Source organism: Paraburkholderia sp. EG286A (assembly GCF_040965375.1).
Taxonomy (GTDB): domain Bacteria; phylum Pseudomonadota; class Gammaproteobacteria; order Burkholderiales; family Burkholderiaceae; genus Paraburkholderia.
In genome coordinates this window covers 1,149,060-1,170,595 of record NZ_JBFRCB010000003.1, presented here as the reverse complement: position 1 = coordinate 1,170,595, position 21,536 = coordinate 1,149,060, and the positions used below count along the sequence as shown (strand labels likewise).

Genomic DNA, 21,536 nt, shown 5'->3' with positions numbered 1-21,536 from the left:
TCGCGAAATTTGTAACGTATTGCATTGCTGTGTGGCACTGCGAGTGGTCACTCTACGAGAACATCATTCCAGTGATATGAATGCCCGGGATTGGCTCGCGCAAAAGCCATCGGGCGGGCGACGTCAATCGGCTGGACGGGCCATCGGCGAACGCGTCGCTAGCGCGTCCGCGGTTGCTAGATATGGCCGATTGGCGCTTCGCCTGTGGCATAGTGCGAACATTGCTCACTTAGAAGCTGGATACGGTTCGGCGCCATGCCTTCAGGCCGGCGTTCCCGAGAGCCCCCGGAAACGCGTTCAAACTATTCATCGGGTGGTACACGCCATGGATGTCACCGAAGACCCGCAAGTCTCCATCTTCATCAGCTATTCGCACAAGGACGAGCCCTTCAAGGAGTGTCTGGAGGAGCACCTCGCGGTTTTGAGGCGCGCGAAGAAGATTTCGCAATGGTCAGACCGAAAAATTGTTCCCGGAACCTCGTGGGCGGCGGAAATCGACCGCAACATCGAGACCGCCGACATCATTCTTTTGCTCGTCAGCTCGAGTTTCATAGCGTCTGGATACTGCTACGAGAAGGAGCTTGCGCGTGCTATCAAGAGGCATGAGGCCGAGAGCGCGGTCGTAATTCCAGTATTCGTGCGGCCCGTTGACCTTACGGACGAGCCCTTGATGGGATTCCAGGGATTGCCGAAAGACGCTGTCTCAATCACCGAATGGCAGAACGAAGACTTAGGCTGGCGTGACGTTGCCCGAGGCCTTCGTGTCGTCGTAGACGAGATACTGGAAAGGAAGCGCCGGCATCATGAACCGTCCGGCTTTAGCACACTCCAGGAAACCTTGGCAGAGATGGTTGAGAGCCTCGACCGGCTCGATAATTCCGGAACTATCAGCGGCGTCTCCTTCGGTTTGCTAGACGTTGACCATATTACTGATGGGATACACGCCGGGCAATTAATAACGCTGGCTTCTCGTCCAGGCATGGGCAAGACTAACTTGTCGCTAGGCATTGCATTGTCGGTCGCCATATCTGGCCTACCAGTTCTTGTTTTCAGCACCAAAGCCCCGCGTCGGGAGGTTATGAACAGGTTGATAACCATCACGGGTCGCGTTTCCCACTCTCGATTTCAGGTCGGGAGGCTTAATGACGATGACTGGCCGCGCGTAACGCATGCGGTACACCAACTCTCCGAAGCGCAGATTTGGTTCGACGACAGCACTGACCTGGCGTTTAGCTCGCTTCGCGAAAGATGTGTTTCAGCGAAGAAAAAGCTTGGTGCTTTGGGCTTGGTGGTAGTTGACTCTGTTTCGTATATCAATGTTTCTTCAGAAACTGGCGCCCAGGAAGAGGTCATAGCTCGAGGACTCAAAGCACTCGCCCGTGAACTCGAATGTGCGGTTCTCGTAACTGCGCCTGTTGCACGGGCGGTTGAAGTTCGACCGAACAAGCGACCGTACACATCGGACCTCCAAAACTGGCGCGAACTCGCAGACGAGTCCGATTTGGTCGCTTTTGTGTATCGGGACGAGTTCTACAATTTCGATTCACCGGACAAGGGAACGGCAGAACTCATCATTGGTAAAAACCAATATGGTCCGATTGGCCCGATACGGCTCGTATTCGCGCCGGAATACGGGACTTTCTCCAACTTCACTTTTAACCCGTAAGGACCCCACGGCGAGATAGAAGCGAATGTTGCGTTGCTGCGCAGTGCCTTGGCGAGCCACCCAGTCGCGAATGGATGTCTTTAGGGGCGAAGAGCCGTGCGATACCGGCCGCCCGAATCTTGTCGGCTTCGAACTCGCGACAGGCGACCTCTAGAACGTTGGCCGGTTCATACGGTTTCGTTGAGCATGACTCAGCGCAGATGCGTGGGGCGTTCGTTCTCCTGCGGCGGCCGGCGTGATACTGTCTCTGGCGAAAATGGATGATCTGCTATCCAAATCGCATATTCTGCGTTGCGCGCATTCTTGCCGCGGCGCAGAATTTGCCGCCCATCGTCGGGTAGCGGACCGCAACGAACAGTCGGTTAAGCTTACAATCTAGGCAGAAAGCTGGCAGCCACAGCCGCATCCACGGGCCCCTTTCGTTGCTCGAGCGCGTGGATGCCCAGCTAACGACGAGAAACGGGAAAGGACGAGCGACGCCCTCGCGAATGGCCGAGTGGCGTTTGTTAGAGAGTGTGAGCCGCGAACTCAAAAGCCAATTGGGCGGCCGCACGCAGAAACCTTCGGGGGACCAAGTGGAGCAAGAACCGCTATTTGACGAGCGATTTCTGAATAACTATGCGGGTGCCATAGTATCTGACCCACCGACCGCTATCGTTGAATTGGTAGCGAATTGTTGGGATGCGTACGCAACAGACGTTCGCATAACTCTTCCAAGCGCAAGAAACGAACGCCACTTCAAGATTGAAGACAATGGCAACGGCATGACGCGCGATGAGTTTGAGTACATCTGGCGCACATGGTCGTATAACCGTATCGCGGCTCAAGGGAAGAAATCCTTGCCGCCTGACGGGACCGCCGGCCTTCCGCGCGAGGTCTTTGGGAAGAACGGAAAGGGAAGATTTGCCTCGTTCTGTTTCGCCTCAGAATACATCGTCAGGTCACGTAAGAACGGCCAGGAATTTGTCTGTCGGGTCGGTCGGACAAGCACGAAGCCGTTAGTTCTTGATGAAATCTCCTATACCGCTCAAGGTGTGGAAGGACACGGGACGATAATTGAAGGCATCGGTGACATTCCTCAACTTCTCTTCACTGAAGAGAAGGCTCGAGAGATTATCGGTAGCCGCTTTCTCGCAAACCCTGCATTCAAGGTATCCATCGGCTCGAAGCAGATAAGCTTCAACGACATTCCTGCCTACCTGTCGCAAGAAGAGTTCGACGTCGAGGGCTTGGGTACAGTCCGAATTCTGCACATTGATACAAAGAAGGCGGACAAAACGACAAAGCAGCATGGTATCGCATGGTGGGTGCAGAGCCGGGCGGTTGGTCAGTGCAGCTGGAGTCCGAGTGACTACGAGCGTGTGCTTGACGGTCGTACCTCGGAGGCGAAGCGCTACACGTTTATCGTCCAAGCGGACTTTCTGAATGACCACGACGCCGTAAGTGAGGACTGGAGCGGTTTCGACGAGGTCAATCCGGCTTGGTTGAAAACTCGCGAAGCTGTCCAGGATCGAATTCGGAAGATTATCCATGACGCTGGCAAGAGTGAGCGAGAGGCTACGAAGAGCGCAGTCATCGAGCGCGTCGGCAATGCCATAAACTCTCTCTCTCCCGTGAGCAAGGACCGCGTCGCATCTTTTGTGGAAGAAGTGGTTGAGACATGCCCGAATTTTGGTGAGAACGAACTCGTTCAGCTTACGACGATTCTGACCAAGCTCGAGAAGTCGAAGTCCCGCTATGGGCTTCTCGACGTTCTCCAGAAATGCGATCCCAACGACTACGATGGCCTCCACGAAATCCTGACGCAGTGGAGCGTCAGCATGGCGAAGCTTGTATTGGATGAAATACAGAATCGGCTGAAGCTCATCGGTGAATTGCGCATTAAACTGAAGAAGGTTGGAATCGACGAAGTCCACGAGCTCCAACCGCTGTTCGAGCGCGGTCTTTGGATGTTTGGCGCACAGTTCGAATCTATCGATTTCACCTCCAACGTTGGGATGACTCAAGTCATCAAGACTATCTTCAAAGATGCCTCCGGAAAAGGAAGCCGAAATCGCCCCGATTTCGTCGCTCTCGCTGATGCCAGCGTTGGCTTCTACGCTCGACCGTCGTATGACGAAAATCACGACGAAGATGGAGTGGATCACTTGGTGATCATTGACCTGAAGACAACGGGCCTGCCTCTTGGGAGCAGAGAAAGGGATCAGGTTTGGAAGTACGTGAAGGAGTTGCGTTCACGCGGCTACATCAAAAAATTCACGAAGGTCGACGGTTTCGTTCTTGGGGACAAAATTGAAGAAGGCGAGAACGAACCCATAAAGCATGGAGAAGAAGTGAAGATTTCTCCAATGCTTTACGACACTATCTTGATAAGGGCCGAGAAGCGGCTACTCAATCTGCACAGCCGTGTGAAGGACACGCCGTTCCTAGTTTCGCAGCAGAAGGAGCTTGAGAAGTTCATGGAGCCTCTGGCCGTGTTGCAGATGGATTTGGTCACTGATGGCACCGAGTAATACGCATGAATATCGAAGATTTCGATAATAAGGCTGCGGCAGAAGCTTTGTCAGACTGCGAGCTGCTGCAGGCCATTGCGATTGACACAAATATCTACGACGGTCTCAAGGGCTTCTTTGAGGGACGCATGCTTAAGCAACTTGAGCAGTTCTCGCGAAAGGAGCCTGTCGAGCTGCTGATGCCAGAGGTGGTATACGAAGAGACCCTTCGACATGCTGCCACACGCGCGACGGAGTCTGCTCGCGATTTGAGGAAGACACTAAAGGATGCAGGGTTTGGGTTGGGGCTGGCTCGCGATGTACAGGATAGAGTCCTTGAGGTCGCATTAGGTGGTCTGCAGGCGGATGAGCTCGCAAAGTCGCGCTTTGATTCGTTTATCGAATCAACTGGTACAACTGTATTGTCTCCCGCGAGTCTTGTCGACGCAGCGGAGCTGCAGCGGCGGTACTTCGAATCGGAGGCGCCGTTTTCGGAGGCCGGGGATAAAAAAGCTGAATTTCCGGACGCAATTGCGTTACTCAGCCTCGAAGGGTGGGCTGACAAGCACGACAAAAACGTGCTCGTTGTCTCTCACGACAATGACTGGAAGAACTTCTGTGCGGGATCGCGAAGACTACATATCATCGGAGACTTAGCACACGCCATCGGCCTGTTTCAACACGTAACTGCAGCTTCGAATTTCGCAAGTTCGCTGGAAGAGTGGGCGGAGACGAATGGCGATTGGGCGCGAGTTGAATCTGCCGTTGAAGACGCACTTTGGGGTATGTCCATCACCGTGGATGCCAACTCAGAGTACTCTTTTGAAGACGAGGTCATAGACCGAGTTCTTCTCGGTGCTGAAGTTGGAGACGAAGCCACCGTTATCTCTGCGGGCGCTGAAGAATGGGTGATCGAGGTCCCGTTGGTGCTCAATCTCGAAATTGAGGTTTCCTTTTCATTCTACCTGCGCGATGGCATTGACAAAGATTGCGTTGCAATCGGCGGCACGCGCGTCAAAGAAAAGCGAGCAATAGCGAGCAGTGCGATTTTGACGTTTTGGCCGCTGGAGGATGAGGGCGTGCCGCCAGAGTTGTCAGACGTTGAGATTATGGCAACGTCAATATACATCGACTGTGACTACGTCGGACCGTCGATTTGACTGATTTGGATGTGGATATGTCCAGACTCAGCGCGGGTACATCCGACTGCGCTCATGGGCTGGACCATACCCCGTGACCAATCGAAGCGTCAAAATCGCGTACCATCATTGATGGAGGACGCGTGTTGGGAGCGTTAGAACATGAGCGTCGCGTGCGGTCGCCTTATCTGGGCACGCCAGCGTTGTCGCTTGTGTCGGCAATTCAAACGTCGTTCTCCGAGGACGCGGTTGTGGCTCGGCGGCCGATGCGCAGGACAGGATGTGTTCTCATCACGCTACCCTTTGTCCATTTCCTTTGGAGATAGATGGACAAGAGGATATTTTTTAAGTTATTGATATTTATAGATATATTTGTCCATCTTCTATGGAATGATTGGGTGTTTCGGGGTACAAGATCGAGTTTATTCAGCGCAAGAAGTAACGTCTTTCTCGTGGCGGTGTCGGGATTGCCCGATGCCGTCGCTTCGAGCTCCTCGAGCTTTGAATCGAATTGGCAATCGTCCGGAAATTAAAAAGAAAATATTGGGCGATTGGTGAGAATTTAAATATTCCGATATCTCTATCTCGTTTGGGATACGAGTGCGGCTATTTGTCGATTGCACGTCTCATTACTATTGACGATCGATTTCGCATGTCATTTCCCGGTACTTGTTTTCGGTGGATTTGAAATTTGCGAGACTGCCTCGGCGCGATCTCCTACGAGTCCATTTCAGACTCTTCCTATATACGTCGAAGTATCGGCGAACGAAACTCTCTCCCCTGTCATTAGACACGAAACGGATTCGGCAAGTCGCTCCCACGCGCGGGGTAGCCACCTTCGGGCTGGCACGCGCAGGTCGTGCGCATCCGCGCGAGCCGTAATCGAATTCGTCGAACGAGGGAGTGCAGCGTGCAGGCAAGCAACCAGTTTTCGTGTATTTCGTCTCTTGTCCGTAGTGGATTCGCGGCGTCGCGGGACATTTCACGAATCAACCTGCAGTCACTGACGACGAGTCGAGTGCACCAGCGTTGATGAACTCCGTCTGCAGAGACGCGGCAGTCAATTCATTCGTGGATATCCCAATGCACTTGCCCGCTCAAGGCAATCGCACCCCATCGAGACGCCGCTTTGGCGCACTGATGCGCCTGGTGGACTTCGCCGTGATCGCAGCGTGCGCGTTCATTGCGCTGCGGCTAGAGGCAACAGCGGCTCAACCCGGCTGCGACAACGCGCTTGTCGCGTTCGCGCTATTGGCGTCAGCCCTTCTTTTTCCGCTCTTCGGACTGTATCAGGCCATTCGCAGCCACATCTTCTGGCGCTGCGTTTGCGCGCCGGTAGTCGCTCTGGTGCTCGCTTTCGCTGGCGCATTGCTGATCGCGACCACTGTGCTCGATCCGTATCGACCGGCGGGTGACTGGTTCATCTGGTGGATGTCCCTCTCCGGTCTGGGCCTCGTGATGTGCCGGATCGTCGAACGCGGCCTTTGTCGGCGCCGGGAGGAGCAGGGCGCACATACGCGCGCGGTTGCGATCGTCGGCAGCGGGGCGTATTGCGATCACCTGCTGCGCAAGGTTGAAACAACGCCGTATTCGATTTACAGCGTGTCGACTGTCTTCGACACCGGCACCGGGACTGCCACGGCGCCAGGCGTCGTACCGGTGTTTCGTGAGCCAGAACGGTTTGCCGAGTTCGTGCGGCGTCATCACGTCGCGGAAGTCTGGCTCGCGTTGCCACTCTCGGAAGAGAACACGATTCGCGAATTCATCGACCTGTTTCGCAATGACCTCGTGAACATCCGGTTCGTTCCCGATGTTAGTGGCCTGGCGCTTTTCGAAGGCGAAATGGTCAATCTCGACGGTACGTTTGCGATCAACCTCGTCGGTTCACCGCTTTCGACTGGCGCCCTCGTGTCGAAGGACATTTTCGATCGCGTGTTTGCGCTGCTGGCTGTCATCGGGCTGGCTCCAGCGCTTTGCATCATCGCGCTGGCCGTGAAGCTTTCCTCGCCGGGGCCTGTGCTCTTCACGCAGCGTCGCAAAGGTGCCAACGGCAAGGTCTTCGACATCTACAAGTTCCGCAGCATGCGAGTGCATGAAACGGCTCCCGGCGTCGTCAGGCAGGCAACGCGTAACGATCCCCGTATTACGCGGGTTGGCGCTTTCCTGCGTCGTACGAGTCTCGATGAACTACCGCAATTCTTAAACGTCCTGCGCGGCGAAATGTCGGTAGTCGGGCCGCGCCCACACGCCATCGAGCATGACGCGCTCTATCAAAACATCGTGGACGACTATGTCCACCGCTATCGCATCAAGCCGGGAATTACGGGCTGGGCGCAAGTGAACGGCTTTCGCGGCGAAACGGATTCTGTCGAGAAGATGCGGGGCCGCGTCGAACACGATCTCTATTACCTCAGCAACTGGTCCTTCTGGCTCGACATGCGAATCATCGTCGCAACGATCTTCAAGGGACTGGTACATCGCAACGCGTATTGAATAGCCGGAATGTGGACGTGCTGACACGAATCAATCAACCGTTTAGTCGCGCAGGTTGCGGGCAGCGGTACGAGGCCGCCGCCCGGCTTGCGAGCTGCGGCATGGCAATCGCGCTCTGTGTAGCGCTGGGCGCCTGTGCCATCGCGCCGGGCATGCGCATGCTGGTTGCGCCGGGAACGACTCAAGCCGCGCCGGGCGTCGGCACCAGCGCGAATGCCGCGACGGCCTCATCCGAGGCATCCCCAGGCGGCGAAGGCACGCAAGTGGCCAGCGCGACTTCCTCCACGCCCGAAGTGGCCATAACGGAACTCAATGTCGACACCGTAAAGCGCTTCCAGGAAGCGCGGCAGAAGCAGCAGCAACAGCAGGTCGACTTGCTTTCGACGACTCCGCAGGCTTACACGATTGGCGCCGGCGACGTGCTCCAGATCGTCGTGTGGGACCATCCTGAACTCTCCGCGGCCGTAGGCAGCACACAGTCGCAAGCCTCCACGCGGCCCGGCGATCCGTTCACCGGCTTCATCGTCGATCAAGCGGGCGACCTCACGTTTCCGTACGCGGGCACGATGCGCGTTGCCGGACTTCGCACCGAGGAGGTTCAACGCCGCTTGACGGCGTCGCTTGGCCGCTATTTCGTCAAACCGCAGGTGACGGTGCGCATGGCTTCCTATCGCGCGCACGAGGTCTATGTGGACGGCGAAGTGCGCAACCCAGGTGTGGTTGCAGTCAATGACGTGCCGATGTCGCTTTATGAAGCGATTTCGCGCGCGGGCGGCTTTGCAGACACGGCCGATCAAAGCGACCTCGTGCTCGTGCGCGACGGCAAATCGCACCGCGTGAATCTCACGCAGATGGTGGCGAGCGGTCTCAGCCCGTCGCGCCTCTATCTCAAGCCGGGCGACATGTTACGGGTCGTCGCGCGCGACGAAAACGACGTCTACGTGATGGGCGAAGTCAACAAGCCGATCTCCGCCATTCCGCGTCGCACGGGGCGCATCACCCTCGCCGACGCAATCGCTCAGGCGGGCAGCGTCAATTCGTCGACCGCAGACGCAGCGCAAATGTTCGTCATTCGTGGCGCGTTGAGCGGCAAGCCTGAAGTTTTCCATCTGGATGGTCGTTCGCCGGTGGCAATGCTCGTTGCGAAGGAATTCGACCTTCAGCCCAAAGATGTCGTGTATGTCGATGGCAACGGCCTTGTCCGCTTCAACCGCGTATTGACGTTGTTGATTCCAGTGATCAATGCGGGCTTGACTGCGGGGGTGATGGCGAAATGATCGAGAGCGTTCTGATCGTCTGCGAAGGCAACATCTGCCGCAGTCCGTTGGCGTGCGCGATGCTGGCGCGTTCGGTCCCGGGCATCAATTTCAGTTCGGCGGGTACGCACGCGCTGACCGGCGAGGGCGCGGATCCGCTCATGATCGAACTGGCGCGCGTTCGTGGCGTGGAACTCGAGGATCACGTAGCGACGCCGCTCACTGACGAGCGCGTGCGCAACGCCGACCTGATCCTCACCATGACGAAGCTGCAGCGGGAGCATATCGAGCGCGCGTGGCCGTTCGTGCGCGGCAAGGTGTATCGGCTGAACGAAACAGAAGGCATCGACATCGTCGACCCGTATCGGCGTCATCGCGCGACGTTCGACCTCGCGGTTGCACAGATCGAACACGGCGTCGCGCACTGGCGCGACGTCCTCGCAGGACAGCAAGTCTATTGAACCATGACTCTTCTGAAAAAGAATCCGCAGTCCCATACCGCGGACGACGATGAGATCGACCTCTCGGAGTTGTTTGCCGTGCTTCGCGAAAACCTTTCCTTGATTGGTATCGTCACGGCAATCGTGTTCGTTCTGGGGGCGCTCTACGCGTTTCTCGGCACGCCTGTTTATCGCGCGGATGCAGTGATTCAGGTGGACGACGACTCGGGCATGGGATCGATCAACGACAAGCTGGGTGACCTGGCGACGCTGTTCCAGTCGAAGGCGACTGCGGACGCGGAAATCGAGCTGATACGCTCGCGTACCGTGGTAGGCGAGACCGTCGACAGGCTCCATGTCGATATCGACGCGCGTCCCCACTATTTTCCGCTGATCGGTGCGCCCATCGCGCGCTATCGCATGCAATCCAGCGATGGATTGCTCTCGCCCATACTCGGGATGAAAAGCTTCGCCTGGGGCGGTGAGCGCATTGGCGTGGCGCAGTTCAACGTACCTGCGGCGCTTTACGAGAAGAAGTTCAAGCTAACGGTCCTTGATGACGAAGCGTTTGAACTCGCTGATCCTGACAACAATGTGGTGCTTCGGGGACGCGTCGGAACGATAGTCAACGGTAGAACGGATTACGGCCCGGTCACGCTCGAGGTGACGTCGTTGCTGGCTCATGCCGGCGCGCGTTTCGACTTGAAGCGCTTGTCGACGCAGTTGACCGTCGCCGCACTCCAGAAAAAACTGGACATTGCCGAGAAGACGAAGCAGTCCGGAATCATCGGCATGAAGCTCGATGGCATCGACGCCCAACGCGTCACGGCGATCGTCAACATGATTGCGAGCCTTTACGTGCAGCGCAACGTCGATCGCAAATCGGCGCAGGCGGAGCAGATGCTCAGCTTCCTTGGAGAGCAGTTGCCGCAACTGCGCGCCGACCTGGACAAGGCGGAAGCGCGCTATAACGCATTTCGGGCGATGTCCGGCGCGATCGATCTCGATGCGCAGGGCAAGCTCCTGCTGCAAACGGTCGTCGATATACAAACGCGTTTGACGGAGCTTCAGCAACAGCGCGCTGATCTTGTCCAGCGATACACGGCATCGCATCCCATGGTCGCGGCCGTGGACGCGCGGATTGCGGAACTGGAGCGCCAGCAGGATCAATACGAGAGGCAGGTGACGGCGCTGCCCGACACGCAGCAGCAGGCGCTGCGGCTCATGCGCGACGTGAAGGTCAGTACCGATCTCTACATGAAATTGCTCGATAGCACGCAGCAATTGCGCGTGCTGAAGGCGGGCCAGCTTGGCAACGTGCGCACGGTCGATTACGCGGTCGTGCCCGAAGCGCCTGTCCGCCCGCTGAAGATCCTGGTCCTGCCTCTAGCCCTGATGCTAGGTCTGCTGCTTGGGTGTGCGCTCGCGCTCGCGCGCCGCATGTTCAATCGCGGGCTGGAGACCCCGGCGGAAATTGAGCACGCCGTCGATATTCCCGTGCACGCCATCATCTCGCACAGCGACAAGGAACTTGCACTGCGTCAGTCCGTGCGCCGCGACCCGACGAGGCCAGCCGTTCTCGCAGCGGCGTATCCAGACGACGTCGCGGTGGAAGGGTTGCGCAGTTTGCGTACCGCCATGCAATTCGGGGTACTCAAGCCCGGGAACAACATCGTGATGCTTACCGGGCCGCGGCCGGGTGTCGGCAAATCGTTTGTATCGGTGAACCTCGCAACCGTGCTGGCGGCAACCGGCAAGCGCATTCTGCTGATCGATGCCGACATGCGCCGCGGCGACGTTCACGCGTACTTCTCCATCAATCGCAAGCCCGGTTTCTCCGAGCTGCTGACTGGGCGCGAGGCGAAGGATGTCATTCATCGCGAAGTGCTGCCCAACCTGGACGTGGTGATGTCGGGCTCGATACCTGAGCGTCCGGCGGAACTTCTCGCTCGAGATCGACTTGGCGAAACGCTGGAGGCGCTGGCACTGACATACGACATGGTCATCATCGACTCACCGCCTGTGCTAGCGGTGACGGACGCGGTTTTGCTTGGCAAGCACGCAGGCGCCACGCTGATGGTCGTGCGCCATGGGCGCCATTCCGCCGCCGAACTACGCGAATGCACGCGCCAGCTTGCGAGCGCGGGCGTCAATGTCGATGGCTTGCTGCTGACGGATGTGCCTGGTCGCGGCATATCCTACGGCGCGTACTCGAACTACACCAGGAAGTCCGACTGAGACCCGGCGCCGCGTAACGCGGATCCGTTTAAGGCGATGCCGATGAAAAAAAATGTACTACTAACATTTGGAACGCGACCGGAGGCGATCAAGATGGCGCCTCTGGTCAAGCGCCTTCAGCGCGAGCCGGGCGTTCGGTGCCGGGTGTGCGTCACCGGGCAGCATCGCGAGATGCTGGACCAGGTTCTCAGCCTGTTCGCCGTCGAGCCCGACTTCGATTTGAACGTCATGAAACGCGGTCAGGATCTCTACGACGTCACAGCGTCCATTCTGGCGGGCATGCGTGACGTGCTCGCACAAGCGCAACCCGATCTGGTGCTCGTGCATGGCGATACGACCACGACGATGGCGGCAACATTGGCCTCGTTCTATCACCGCACGCCGGTCGCACACGTTGAAGCGGGATTGCGGACCGGGAACCTGCTTTCGCCCTGGCCGGAAGAAGCCAACCGCAAGCTGACCGGCGCGCTCGCGTCGCTTCATTTCGCGCCCACTGAAACTGCGCGGAAAAACTTGCTGCGCGAAGGCGTTTCGGCGCCATCAATCATTGTTACGGGCAATACCGTTATCGACGCGTTGCTGCAGGTGAGAGAGCGCCTCGCGACCGATACAAAGCTGAACGAGCAGGCACAACATGCTCTCCCGAAGCTCGACCCCGGGCGTGCGCTCATTCTGGTAACGGGCCACCGCAGAGAGAGTTTCGGTGATGGTTTCGAACGCATCTGCACGGCGCTCGCGCAAATCGCGCGGGCGTGGCAGGACGTGGACGTGGTCTATCCCGTTCATCTGAACCCGAACGTGCGCGAACCCGTCAATCGCCTGCTTACCGGAATTGCGAATGTGCATTTGATCGAGCCGCTCGATTATTTGCCCTTCGTCGCCCTCATGGACCGCGCTCATCTGATCCTGACGGATTCGGGCGGAATTCAGGAGGAGGCTCCCTCGCTGCGCAAGCCGGTACTTGTGATGCGTGAAACGACCGAGCGCCAGGAGGCAGTCGATGCGGGCGTGGTGCGGCTCGTCGGCACGGACGTAGGCGCAATCGTGCAGGGCGTGACGCACTTGCTGGAAGACGGGAAGGCTTACGCGTCGATGCGCCGAGGCGACAACCCTTACGGGGACGGACAGGCATGCGAGCGCATTGCGAGTGCGTTGAATGACTGGTGGGGCACCGCCGCTCGCGCGGCGTGAGAACTGAAGAATAAAGGCTTGGCTACCATGAACTTCGAAACGATTTCGATTGTTGGTCTGGGTTATATCGGCCTCCCCACAGCAGCAGCGTTTGCCGCGCGCCGCAAGAAAGTCATTGGCGTTGACGTCAACCAGCACGCGGTCGACACGATCAATCGCGGCGCCATTCATATCGTCGAACCGGAACTCGACATGCTGGTTCAGGCGGCGGTATCGCAGGGGTATCTGCGCGCGACGACGAACCCCGAACCCGCTGACGCATTTCTCATCGCCGTTCCCACGCCGTTTTCGGACGGCCACAAACCCGACCTTTCATACATCGAAGCGGCAAGCCGTGCCGTCGCGCCGGTACTGAAAAAGGGCGACCTGGTCGTGCTCGAATCGACTTCGCCGGTTGGTGCGACCGCGCAAATGTCCGAGTGGATGGCCGGGATGCGTCCGGACCTGACCTTCCCGCAGCAAATGGGTGATGCGTCCGACGTGCGTATTGCACACTGCCCTGAGCGGGTGTTGCCCGGACACGTGATTCGGGAACTCGTTGAAAACGATCGGGTGATTGGAGGCATGACGGCGCGTTGCAGCGAGGCGGCGCGCGAGCTTTATCAGGTGTTCGTGCGTGGCGAATGCATCGTTACGGACGCCCGAACCGCCGAGATGTGCAAGCTCACCGAGAACTCGTTCCGCGATGTGAATATCGCGTTCGCGAATGAGCTTTCGCTGATTTGCGACCGGCTGGACATCAACGTGTGGGAATTGATCAAGCTGGCGAATCGCCACCCGCGCGTGAACATTCTTCAGCCGGGGCCGGGCGTGGGCGGGCATTGCATCGCCGTAGATCCGTGGTTCATCGTGGACTCGGCGCCTGAGCAGGCTCGTCTCATTCGCGCCGCGCGTACGGTGAACGATGACAAACCGCATTGGGTTGTCGAGCGTGTGGAGCGCGCGGCGAAGCGTTTTCGTGAGCCGGTGATCGCGTGTCTTGGGCTCGCGTTCAAGGCGAACATCGACGATCTGCGGGAAAGCCCGGCGGTGGAGATTGCGAAGGAACTGGCCCAGCGTTTTCCGGGACAGGTGGTGGCGGTTGAGCCGAATATTCGCGAAATGCCGGCGGGGTTGCAGGGTGTCCTGCATCTGTGTGATCTGCGTACAGCGTTAGCTGAGGCCGATGTGGTTGTGATTCTGGTCGATCACTCGCAGTTCAAGCTGGTCGATCCGATCCGGCTGCAGGCGAAGGTGGTGATTGATACGCGTGGGGTGTTGGCGAAGTGACGGTGCCACGTAATCAAGCAGAAGCTGGCAATGCAACTATTGCAGTCAAGCAGGCCGCACACCAGCAATACATGTCATTGAGCCTCCTTTTCGAGGTTAGGTAGACGATGAACTATGGGCGACTAGTCGAAAAGGCCGAAGCGATCGTTGCGACCGGGATGCCCGGATTCTATCGAGTGATCGCGTTTCTCTGTATCCAGAGGGTCTATTCCATCGGAGACTTGGGAAGCGCGGCTTCGGCCTTCTCAGTTGCGCAGATTCTTGCGTTCTTTACGGCTATCGGCTGGGCAAGCCTAATTCTTGTTCGCATACCTGCCGCGCGAGATCGATCCGAACGCATTCAGCGCTTTTACGAACTCGTCCGAATGGGGAGCGTTTCGGTCGCGCTAATTGGCGCGTGTACTCTGCTTTGGTCGCATTTTTTTTTCCGGAACGTTTCTGGGCCGGAAATAGTTGCGATTCTAAGCGGGTGGACGCTATATCAACTGTGTCGGCACTACTATCTCGCCCAGAGAGAATATCGTCGAGTCGTCATCTATGACTTCGTCCTGCTCGCAGCAACGGCGGTACTCATTGTCGGGCTCCATAGGCTGGGTGTAGCGGCTGGCTGGACGTTGGGCGTCGCACTGGCAATAGTCGGTGGGCTCATGCTCCTGAATATCGGGCCGCCGCGTCAACGGCTCGGGAGTTGGACTTTCGAACTCAAAGGACTTGAATTTGGCTTCACGAACTTTCTGTCCGGCGGCGTTGCGTTAAGTCTAGTGCCCATTGCAAACCTCACGGATGGGGCGAGCTTTGCTGGCGTCATTTCCTTGATTGCATCCTTTAGTGCAATCAGTGCACTGATCCCGCGTGCAATTTCGATGTATCGATTGCCTGAACTGAGTCGGCTTGTCAGTGTTGGCGAGCCGTTGGTGAAGTTGACCATGCAGACCGCTCGCGAAATCACCCTTGCGAGCGGGGCAACCTTCTTGATTAATGGCGTGATCGTTTTGGCGATTGTGTCTTATGAGGGGACCCGCGCACAGTTCTGGTACGCGTTGATATGCGGTTTAGTGATCTGTGCCCAAGGCTGCATCAGCATGCTTGGTATGGCGCATAGCAGCGTGCTAATGGTGCGTGAGGCAAGCCGCGACTCAGTAATTGTCAATCTGGCGTCCTGCAGCCTGTTCGTCGCATCGGTAGGACTTTTCTACCTGACGGAGGGACACTTCGACTTCTCCTTCGTACTAGCTGCGTGTGTTGCAGTGACGATATTCAGAAACAGGATGCTCAAGCGCCGAAGTTCGATTTTTCTCGCTTCGCGCGCAGTCGCCAACCGCTGAAGGTGGCTCGCGTCGCCAGCCGCTTAGTGATGATCGAGATTCAGTATGAAAATGTTCAACGTGGTCTTGTCGACAGAACCTGGCGTGGGAAAAGGGGGAGTGGCTACCGTTATTCCAATGTATCTCGAAGCATTAAAAAGGCTTGGAGATACCGAGTTCATCCCGACTCACGCCGGTATTGGGATCAGGGGGAAAGTTTGGCCTTGGATCCGCTCATTTCAGCGCTCGTCTGATGTCGTTCGCAGGCACCGGGAGGCTGATATTTTTTTTCATCTTCATCCCGGATCGGGGGTTTGTATCCTCAGAATGTTATTGCTGGCCGCCTACCTCCGATTTGGTCTGAGGCAGCGTGTAATCGTCTACCTACATACACCTTACCTCGAGCGATATCTCCGAAATTCGTTTTGGCGGGCGATAATTTCTTCACTTGTTAAATGTAGTGATCGAGTAATTGCATTGACCTCTTATGCACGGCAATTGCTAGAGAAGAATGGCATTTCAAATAATGTCGACGTTATATCAAATCCGTACAAGATTGAACATCCTCTTATGGAAAGACGTTTGTCACAGGATGGAGGTGTGCTTGTCTTGGCGATGGGTCGTCTTGTTGAAGGAAAGGGGTTCATCGAAACACTGGAGGCGATGCCGAGGCTGCCTAGTCATTATCGGTTAGTGATTGCTGGAGATGGTAATTTGCGCGAGAAGATTGTTGATTTGATTGCCAAGCTTGGCTTGAATCAACGGGTGGAGATGAAGGGGTGGGTCCTTGGTGAAGCTAAGAAGAAGTTGCTATCAACTGCAAATGTATTTTGCCTGCCGAGCCGGATAGATTCTTTCGGAATGAGTTTCGTGGAAGCACAGGTATATGACTTGCCAATCGTCGCTTATTCTCATCCACCGGTAGTCGAGGTCATTCGACCACGTGGAGGCGTATTCGTTCAGTCCGCCGAGCCGGCAGAGATTGCTGAAGCGATTACGCGAGCGAATGATCTTAACTCGACGATCGAAAGCGGAATTGGCCGGGAATGGGTATTGACTAATTTTGGAGTTGACCGTGTTTCGCGAGAGTTGGATTTGATGATCAAGGAAGTTTATCGAGGCGCCGAGATGGATCATCCTATCGTGTAGTTTCCAGGCGTGTTCTCTAGCGTCGCTACTTGGATTTTTGAGGTTGCAAAGATGCTGTTCTTATTTTGCTTCGCGAACATGCTCGGCTTGCTCTTATTTTGGAGGAAATATGCCGAGATTGGCTTGGAACGAATTTACTTTACTATTTTTGTTTCTTGCTATGTCTTTACATATTTCGGCGGAATTCTGCTTGCGGCTGCTCTTTCTTCGATGCTCGGTATTGAGAAAATTGGAGTGCCGGATGGAACGGCTTGGCGGCTCGTAATATTGTCTGAAATTTGTCTGGGCCTGCTTGTTCTAGGTTACGTTATCGCGTCTCCCATAAAGAAGATCGTTACGAAACGTGACAGCTTGAATTGGAATAAAAACACGAAGGTTTTTATCTGTGTGCTGTTGGTGTCATTTTTTGTAGCGATGGCTGCCTATATTGTCGGCTCTGGGGGGGTGGTGTTGTTTAAGGAGGGGGGCTACGAAAATAGATACGATGCGAACGTTGGAATGGGGGGGTATTCGCTATTTTTCTCCATGGGATTGCTCGGATGCACAATGCTGTCACTGCGTGCCGAAACGAAGAGAAAAAAGCGAATTGCACTTGGATGTACGATAGCCTATTGCGTGATGACATTTGTTGTTTTGGGTGGGTACCGGCAATTGGGCTTTGCTTCACTCTTCTCGTTCGGTGTAATTGCGTTGATGCGGGGAGATATTTCGTTCTTAAAGTTCACGATGTTTTCCGGACTGCTGGTCATTATCACACTAGCGGTCGCGATGCTGAGATATACAGGAACTAGCGCAGATGACGTGGGTGGAGTTTACGGAAGGCTCATCATATTTTTATATGATGGATTTGCTCCGGTGGATGCATTTTATAATATCGTGGAGTATTCTAAAAATCACGAAATTTCGGAAAATGTGTTCGTAAATCAGTTCTTAACTGTCATTCCACGCGCAATATGGTCAGATAAGCCGCTTGTTGTTTTAAATGCAGGAAATTTTTATACGCAAGTTGTAATCGGTCGAACTGACGCCATTACATATTCTCCTACTTTGTTGGGTGAGCTTTATCTAATCGGCGGAAATGTGATGTGCTGCGCCGGTGTCTTTGTTTCTGGAATTGCCCTGAGAGTTCTGGATGAAATAGTTATTCGTTCGAGAAAGAAAATTTTGGTGGCTTTCTTTTTTTCATTTTCATTTGTTTTCGTGTTTAATTTGTATCGAGAGGGTGTAAGTGTATTTCTCACAAAAATTATGCTGTTTGGTGTGGTATCGGTGATGCTGTCTGCTTTCTCAAAACTGCTTCGCACCGTTAAGAAAGGCGCATATGGTATTAGAGGTTGTTAGTTCTTAATGAATCGACCTGAAATAGAAGGACGAAATACATGCGAAAGATCATACAGGTAGCTGCGCTTTACCTTGTGAGCTTCAGTGCATTTGCAGAGGCGCATGGTATCACGATTCTGTTCTCGTCAGATTGGACAAACGGAATTGACAAGCGTATCCAATATCAGGAGCCGAGACCGGACTCAATTGAACCTGTCAAGGTCGATGGTGGTGATCTTGAGAGGATGATAAAGGTAACGATATATAAGGGCGATGACTATACGCATGTCGCAAATGGCGCGCCTAGGGCCGAATTGTCTTTTAATGGATTTATTCATTTTGAACAGAAGAGAGAGTATTTAATAAAATGGGAAATATACATCCCCGAAGATTATCGATTTGATACGGGGCAAGCAGAGTTGGTGGCTCAAATTCATCAAGGCCCGGCGGCGGGATATCCTCCATTCGCCCTCTTTTTCTCGGGCGACGGAAAATATGAGGTTCACAATAGGACGCAGTCAAATATCGACTCAGTCAATGTTTTTTTTGGAAATCTGGTTAATGATAGAGGTCATCGGGTTCGCTGGGAATTACACTACATTCCCGATGCGACTGGAGAAGGGGCCGTTACCGAATTGAAGAAGGATGGAGAAATCGTTTATGCGACAAGGGGGGTGAGAAATGCGTACGAAGGCGACGAAAAATCTTATTTAAAGCTCGGAATATACAAGGCGGATTGGCTCAAAAAACCATCCGATGTTGACAGTAGAATTCTTTACTATGGACCTGTGTCCGTTCGAATTTTGAAATAAAGTGGATAATCTAAATATTACTATTTCTAATAGTGAGGATGAGTATTTTATCGTCCTGATGTTTGTGGTCGAAAAATATTCAATAACGATATATTCATTGAAACATGAAGAGCATTGAATTATTTGGCTGTCGAATGAATTCTCTTACGATGGATGAGACGGTTAGCTTAATACAGAATCGTCTGGTGAGAAATCTTTTCACCCAGCATGTTGCCGTAAACGTCGCAAAGCTTGTGCACATGAGAAAAAATCCTGAGCTTGCTAGGTCCGTTTGTGATTGCGACATCGTTAATATCGATGGCATGGGGGTCGTTTGGGGGGCTCGAATGCTTGGTAAAGAGGTGCCGGAGCGTGTAGCGGGAGTGGATCTATTCGAGCGATTACTTGAATTGGCGGCCAGAAACAATTATCCCGTCTATTTATTGGGGGGTACGAACTTAGTGGTTGAGCAGACCGCAAAAGTGGTCACGCGCAGATATCCAACACTAGAGCTTAGCGGTTATCACAATGGATATTTTTGGGATGACGAAAAAAGCGTTGTCGATAGTATTCGTAGTTCCGGTGCAAGACTTCTTTTTGTCGCAATCAGTTCGCCAAAGAAAGAGAATTTCATTAATAAATGGAAAGGGGAGCTGGGCGTGGATTTCGTTATGGGGGTTGGCGGAACGTTCGATGTCGTCGCCGGGAAAGTGCGTAGAGCGCCGAAATGGATGCAGCGTGGCGGTCTGGAGTGGTTGTATCGCGTTGTTCAGGAACCAAAGCGGATGTGGCGTCGATACTTGGCGACAAACGCGCAATTTGCGCTAATGATTGCGAAAGCTTATTTGGCTTCACGCCAAATCTGAGCTCGAATTCGCCGGTTGCAATGTTTACGCGAAATAGCGAAATGGCAGTCGTGCCGTACTGATCACATCTCCACCGGATGCTGCTTAAGCTGCTTCCTCGCCTCGCGAAATTCCGGAAAAATCGACTCCACCGTCTGCCAGAACCTTGGGCTGTGATTCATCTCGCGCAAATGCGCGAGCTCATGCGCCACCACGTAGTCCACAACTGAGAGCGGAAAATGAATCAGCCGCCAGTTCAAGCGAATCCTGCCTTCGCTTGAACAGCTGCCCCACCGCGTCGCTGCCGAAGAAAGCGCATAAGACTGGAACGAGACGCCAAGCTTCTCGGCATACACCTCGAGGCGCTCACCGAAAATCCGCGTCGCTTCGCCCTGCAGCCATCCAGTCACGCGGTCTTTGATCTGCTGCGCGTCGGCATGCGGCGGCAGCGGCAACGCAAGCACGCGCGTCTGTTGATCGAACGCGAGCAAGGAAGCCCCCAGCTTCACCGTAATCGGCTTGCCAAGAAAAGGCAGTTCAGCCCCGTCGCTCCATTCCACGCGCGGCAAGGCGCGCTGCTCCGTGCGCGTCTGCCATTCGGCGATCTTGGCGAAGATCCACCGCTGCTTCTCGGCGATAGCGGTTTCGATATCGGCGATCGTGACCCACCGGGGCGCCGTGATGCTGAGCCCGGTACCATCGATCACGAACCCGATCGATTTACGCGACGAGCGCTTGAGCCGGTAATGCAGCGTGCGCGCGCCAAGCACGACAGTACGCAGCCGCGTGCCATCGGGCGCAAGCGGTGCCTTGCCGGGCTTTTCGGGCGACAGCGGAGTTCCGGGCTGCGGTGTGAGAGTGGGGGAGGACGCATCAGGCGCCACAACAGGCGCCGGTTCAGCAAAGAGCGGCAAGTCGAGCTGCCGGTTGTCGAGTGCCGCGTTTGGGCGCGGCGTGGGGGACTTCTGCATCGTCAGGCCTGGTGCGGATGGGCGTGCGCGGCGTGGACGTGTGCCGTTCGCGGGGCGTTTGCGCGGGGCTGCTGGCGCCGTGTCGCGCGGCGGGCCCAGCCGTGCGGCGAGCAGCGCCCACATCCGCGCTACGACGCTTCGCGCGATGCGAGTGAGCCCGCCCTGCGCCTCAAATCCGTGCCGCTTTCGCCGCTGCGCCATCCGTTTCGCGATATGCCTCAGGATCGATCCGCCGCATTTCCGTTTCGATCCACGTTTCCACGCGCGTGTTCACTTCGTCGGGCGTGAGTCCGGTCGTCTCGATCGGCTTGCCGATCGACACCGTGACTATACCCGGATATTTGATGAACGAGTTTCGGGGCCAGACGTGGCCAGCGTTGTGCGCGATCGGCACCACGGGCGCGCCCGTTTCGATGGCGAAGCGCGGGCCGCCGGTCTTGTACTTGCCCTGCTTGCCCACCGGTATACGCGTGCCTTCGGGGAACATGATCACCCATGCGCCTTCGGCCATGCGCTGCTTGCCCTGGCGGATCACCGAGGTGAATGCGTTCTTGCCTTCCTTGCGGTTGATGTGAACCATCTTCAGCATGCCCAGCGCCCAGCCGAAGAACGGCACGAACAGCAGCTCGCGCTTGAACACGTAGCACATTGGCCGCGGCATGAGCGCGGGGAACGCCAGCGTCTCCCATGCGGACTGGTGCTTCGAAAGCAGCACTGCCGGCCCGTCGGGCAGGTTCTCCATGCCCTCGATGCGGTAGCGAATGCCATTGAGGTGGCGCGCAACGAAGAGCGTGGAGCGGCACCAGCCCACGGCCATCCAGTAGCGCCGCGTCGCGTTCATGAATGGGAACGCGATAAAGCACGCCGTGGCGTACGGCATCGTGTAAACGATGAAATAGATGAACAGCAGCAGGGAGCGGAGAAAGCGCATCGGTCGAGCCGGTTTAATGTTCGCGTAAGCCGCCTGCGCCT

Annotated in this window: 16 protein-coding genes; 14 read left to right on the top strand and 2 right to left on the bottom strand. The window is 55.7% G+C overall.

Features of this window, described 5'->3' with window-relative positions; all coding sequences use genetic code 11:
* Positions 1–325 precede the first annotated feature (325 nt).
* From AB4Y35_RS18110 to AB4Y35_RS18045, 14 genes are all read left to right on the top strand, one after another.
* Positions 326–1,666, top strand: a complete 1,341-nt coding sequence (locus AB4Y35_RS18110; RefSeq protein ID WP_368705298.1) for a DnaB-like helicase C-terminal domain-containing protein — start codon at positions 326–328, stop codon at positions 1,664–1,666.
* A gap of 488 nt (positions 1,667–2,154) precedes the next feature.
* Positions 2,155–4,179 carry an ATP-binding protein gene (locus tag AB4Y35_RS18105; protein ID WP_368705297.1) on the top strand — a complete coding sequence of 675 codons (2,025 nt, stop codon included), beginning with the start codon at positions 2,155–2,157 and terminating at the stop codon, positions 4,177–4,179.
* Positions 4,180–4,184: 5 nt separating this feature from the next.
* The gene (locus AB4Y35_RS18100) at positions 4,185–5,318 is read left to right on the top strand and encodes a PIN domain-containing protein (RefSeq protein ID WP_368705296.1); all 1,134 of its coding nucleotides are present in this window, start codon (positions 4,185–4,187) and stop codon (positions 5,316–5,318) included.
* A gap of 1,062 nt (positions 5,319–6,380) precedes the next feature.
* On the top strand, positions 6,381–7,790 hold the full coding sequence (locus AB4Y35_RS18095; protein ID WP_368705295.1) for an undecaprenyl-phosphate glucose phosphotransferase: 1,410 nt from the start codon (positions 6,381–6,383) through the stop codon (positions 7,788–7,790).
* Positions 7,791–7,891: 101 nt separating this feature from the next.
* Positions 7,892–9,067 (top strand): polysaccharide biosynthesis/export family protein, encoded by a 1,176-nt coding sequence (locus AB4Y35_RS18090; RefSeq protein WP_368705294.1) that lies wholly within the window; start codon positions 7,892–7,894, stop codon positions 9,065–9,067.
* Positions 9,064–9,507 carry a low molecular weight protein-tyrosine-phosphatase gene (locus AB4Y35_RS18085; RefSeq protein ID WP_368705293.1) on the top strand — a complete coding sequence of 148 codons (444 nt, stop codon included), beginning with the start codon at positions 9,064–9,066 and terminating at the stop codon, positions 9,505–9,507. Before AB4Y35_RS18090 ends, AB4Y35_RS18085 begins: the two co-directional genes overlap by 4 nt.
* Positions 9,508–9,510: 3 nt before the next feature.
* Positions 9,511–11,724, top strand: coding sequence for a polysaccharide biosynthesis tyrosine autokinase (locus AB4Y35_RS18080; protein ID WP_368705292.1), 2,214 nt, complete (start codon positions 9,511–9,513; stop codon positions 11,722–11,724).
* 36 nt (positions 11,725–11,760) lie between these two features.
* Complete coding sequence (wecB, locus tag AB4Y35_RS18075) at positions 11,761–12,915, top strand: non-hydrolyzing UDP-N-acetylglucosamine 2-epimerase (RefSeq protein ID WP_368705291.1); 1,155 nt, start codon at positions 11,761–11,763, stop codon at positions 12,913–12,915.
* 27 nt (positions 12,916–12,942) lie between these two features.
* The gene (gene wecC, locus AB4Y35_RS18070; RefSeq protein WP_368705290.1) at positions 12,943–14,184 is read left to right on the top strand and encodes a UDP-N-acetyl-D-mannosamine dehydrogenase; all 1,242 of its coding nucleotides are present in this window, start codon (positions 12,943–12,945) and stop codon (positions 14,182–14,184) included.
* A gap of 107 nt (positions 14,185–14,291) precedes the next feature.
* Positions 14,292–15,509 carry a hypothetical protein gene (locus AB4Y35_RS18065; RefSeq protein ID WP_368705289.1) on the top strand — a complete coding sequence of 406 codons (1,218 nt, stop codon included), beginning with the start codon at positions 14,292–14,294 and terminating at the stop codon, positions 15,507–15,509.
* A gap of 45 nt (positions 15,510–15,554) precedes the next feature.
* Positions 15,555–16,637: a glycosyltransferase family 4 protein gene (locus AB4Y35_RS18060; protein ID WP_368705288.1), complete on the top strand. Its 1,083-nt coding sequence runs from the start codon at positions 15,555–15,557 to the stop codon at positions 16,635–16,637.
* Positions 16,638–16,688: 51 nt separating this feature from the next.
* Positions 16,689–17,978: a WzyE family oligosaccharide polymerase gene (locus AB4Y35_RS18055; protein ID WP_368705287.1), complete on the top strand. Its 1,290-nt coding sequence runs from the start codon at positions 16,689–16,691 to the stop codon at positions 17,976–17,978.
* A gap of 38 nt (positions 17,979–18,016) precedes the next feature.
* Positions 18,017–18,769 carry a heparin lyase I family protein gene (locus AB4Y35_RS18050; RefSeq protein WP_368705286.1) on the top strand — a complete coding sequence of 251 codons (753 nt, stop codon included), beginning with the start codon at positions 18,017–18,019 and terminating at the stop codon, positions 18,767–18,769.
* Between the two features lie 104 nt (positions 18,770–18,873).
* Entirely contained in the window at positions 18,874–19,614 is a 741-nt protein-coding gene (locus tag AB4Y35_RS18045) for a WecB/TagA/CpsF family glycosyltransferase (protein WP_368705285.1), read from the top strand.
* Between the two features lie 62 nt (positions 19,615–19,676).
* Here AB4Y35_RS18045 and AB4Y35_RS18040 read toward each other — a convergent pair whose 3' ends face one another.
* On the bottom strand, positions 19,677–20,564 hold the full coding sequence (locus AB4Y35_RS18040; protein ID WP_368705430.1) for a M48 family metallopeptidase: 888 nt from the start codon (positions 20,562–20,564) through the stop codon (positions 19,677–19,679).
* A gap of 169 nt (positions 20,565–20,733) precedes the next feature.
* The gene (locus tag AB4Y35_RS18035; protein ID WP_133182884.1) at positions 20,734–21,495 is read right to left on the bottom strand and encodes a 1-acyl-sn-glycerol-3-phosphate acyltransferase; all 762 of its coding nucleotides are present in this window, start codon (positions 21,493–21,495) and stop codon (positions 20,734–20,736) included.
* Positions 21,496–21,536: the final 41 nt, after the last annotated feature.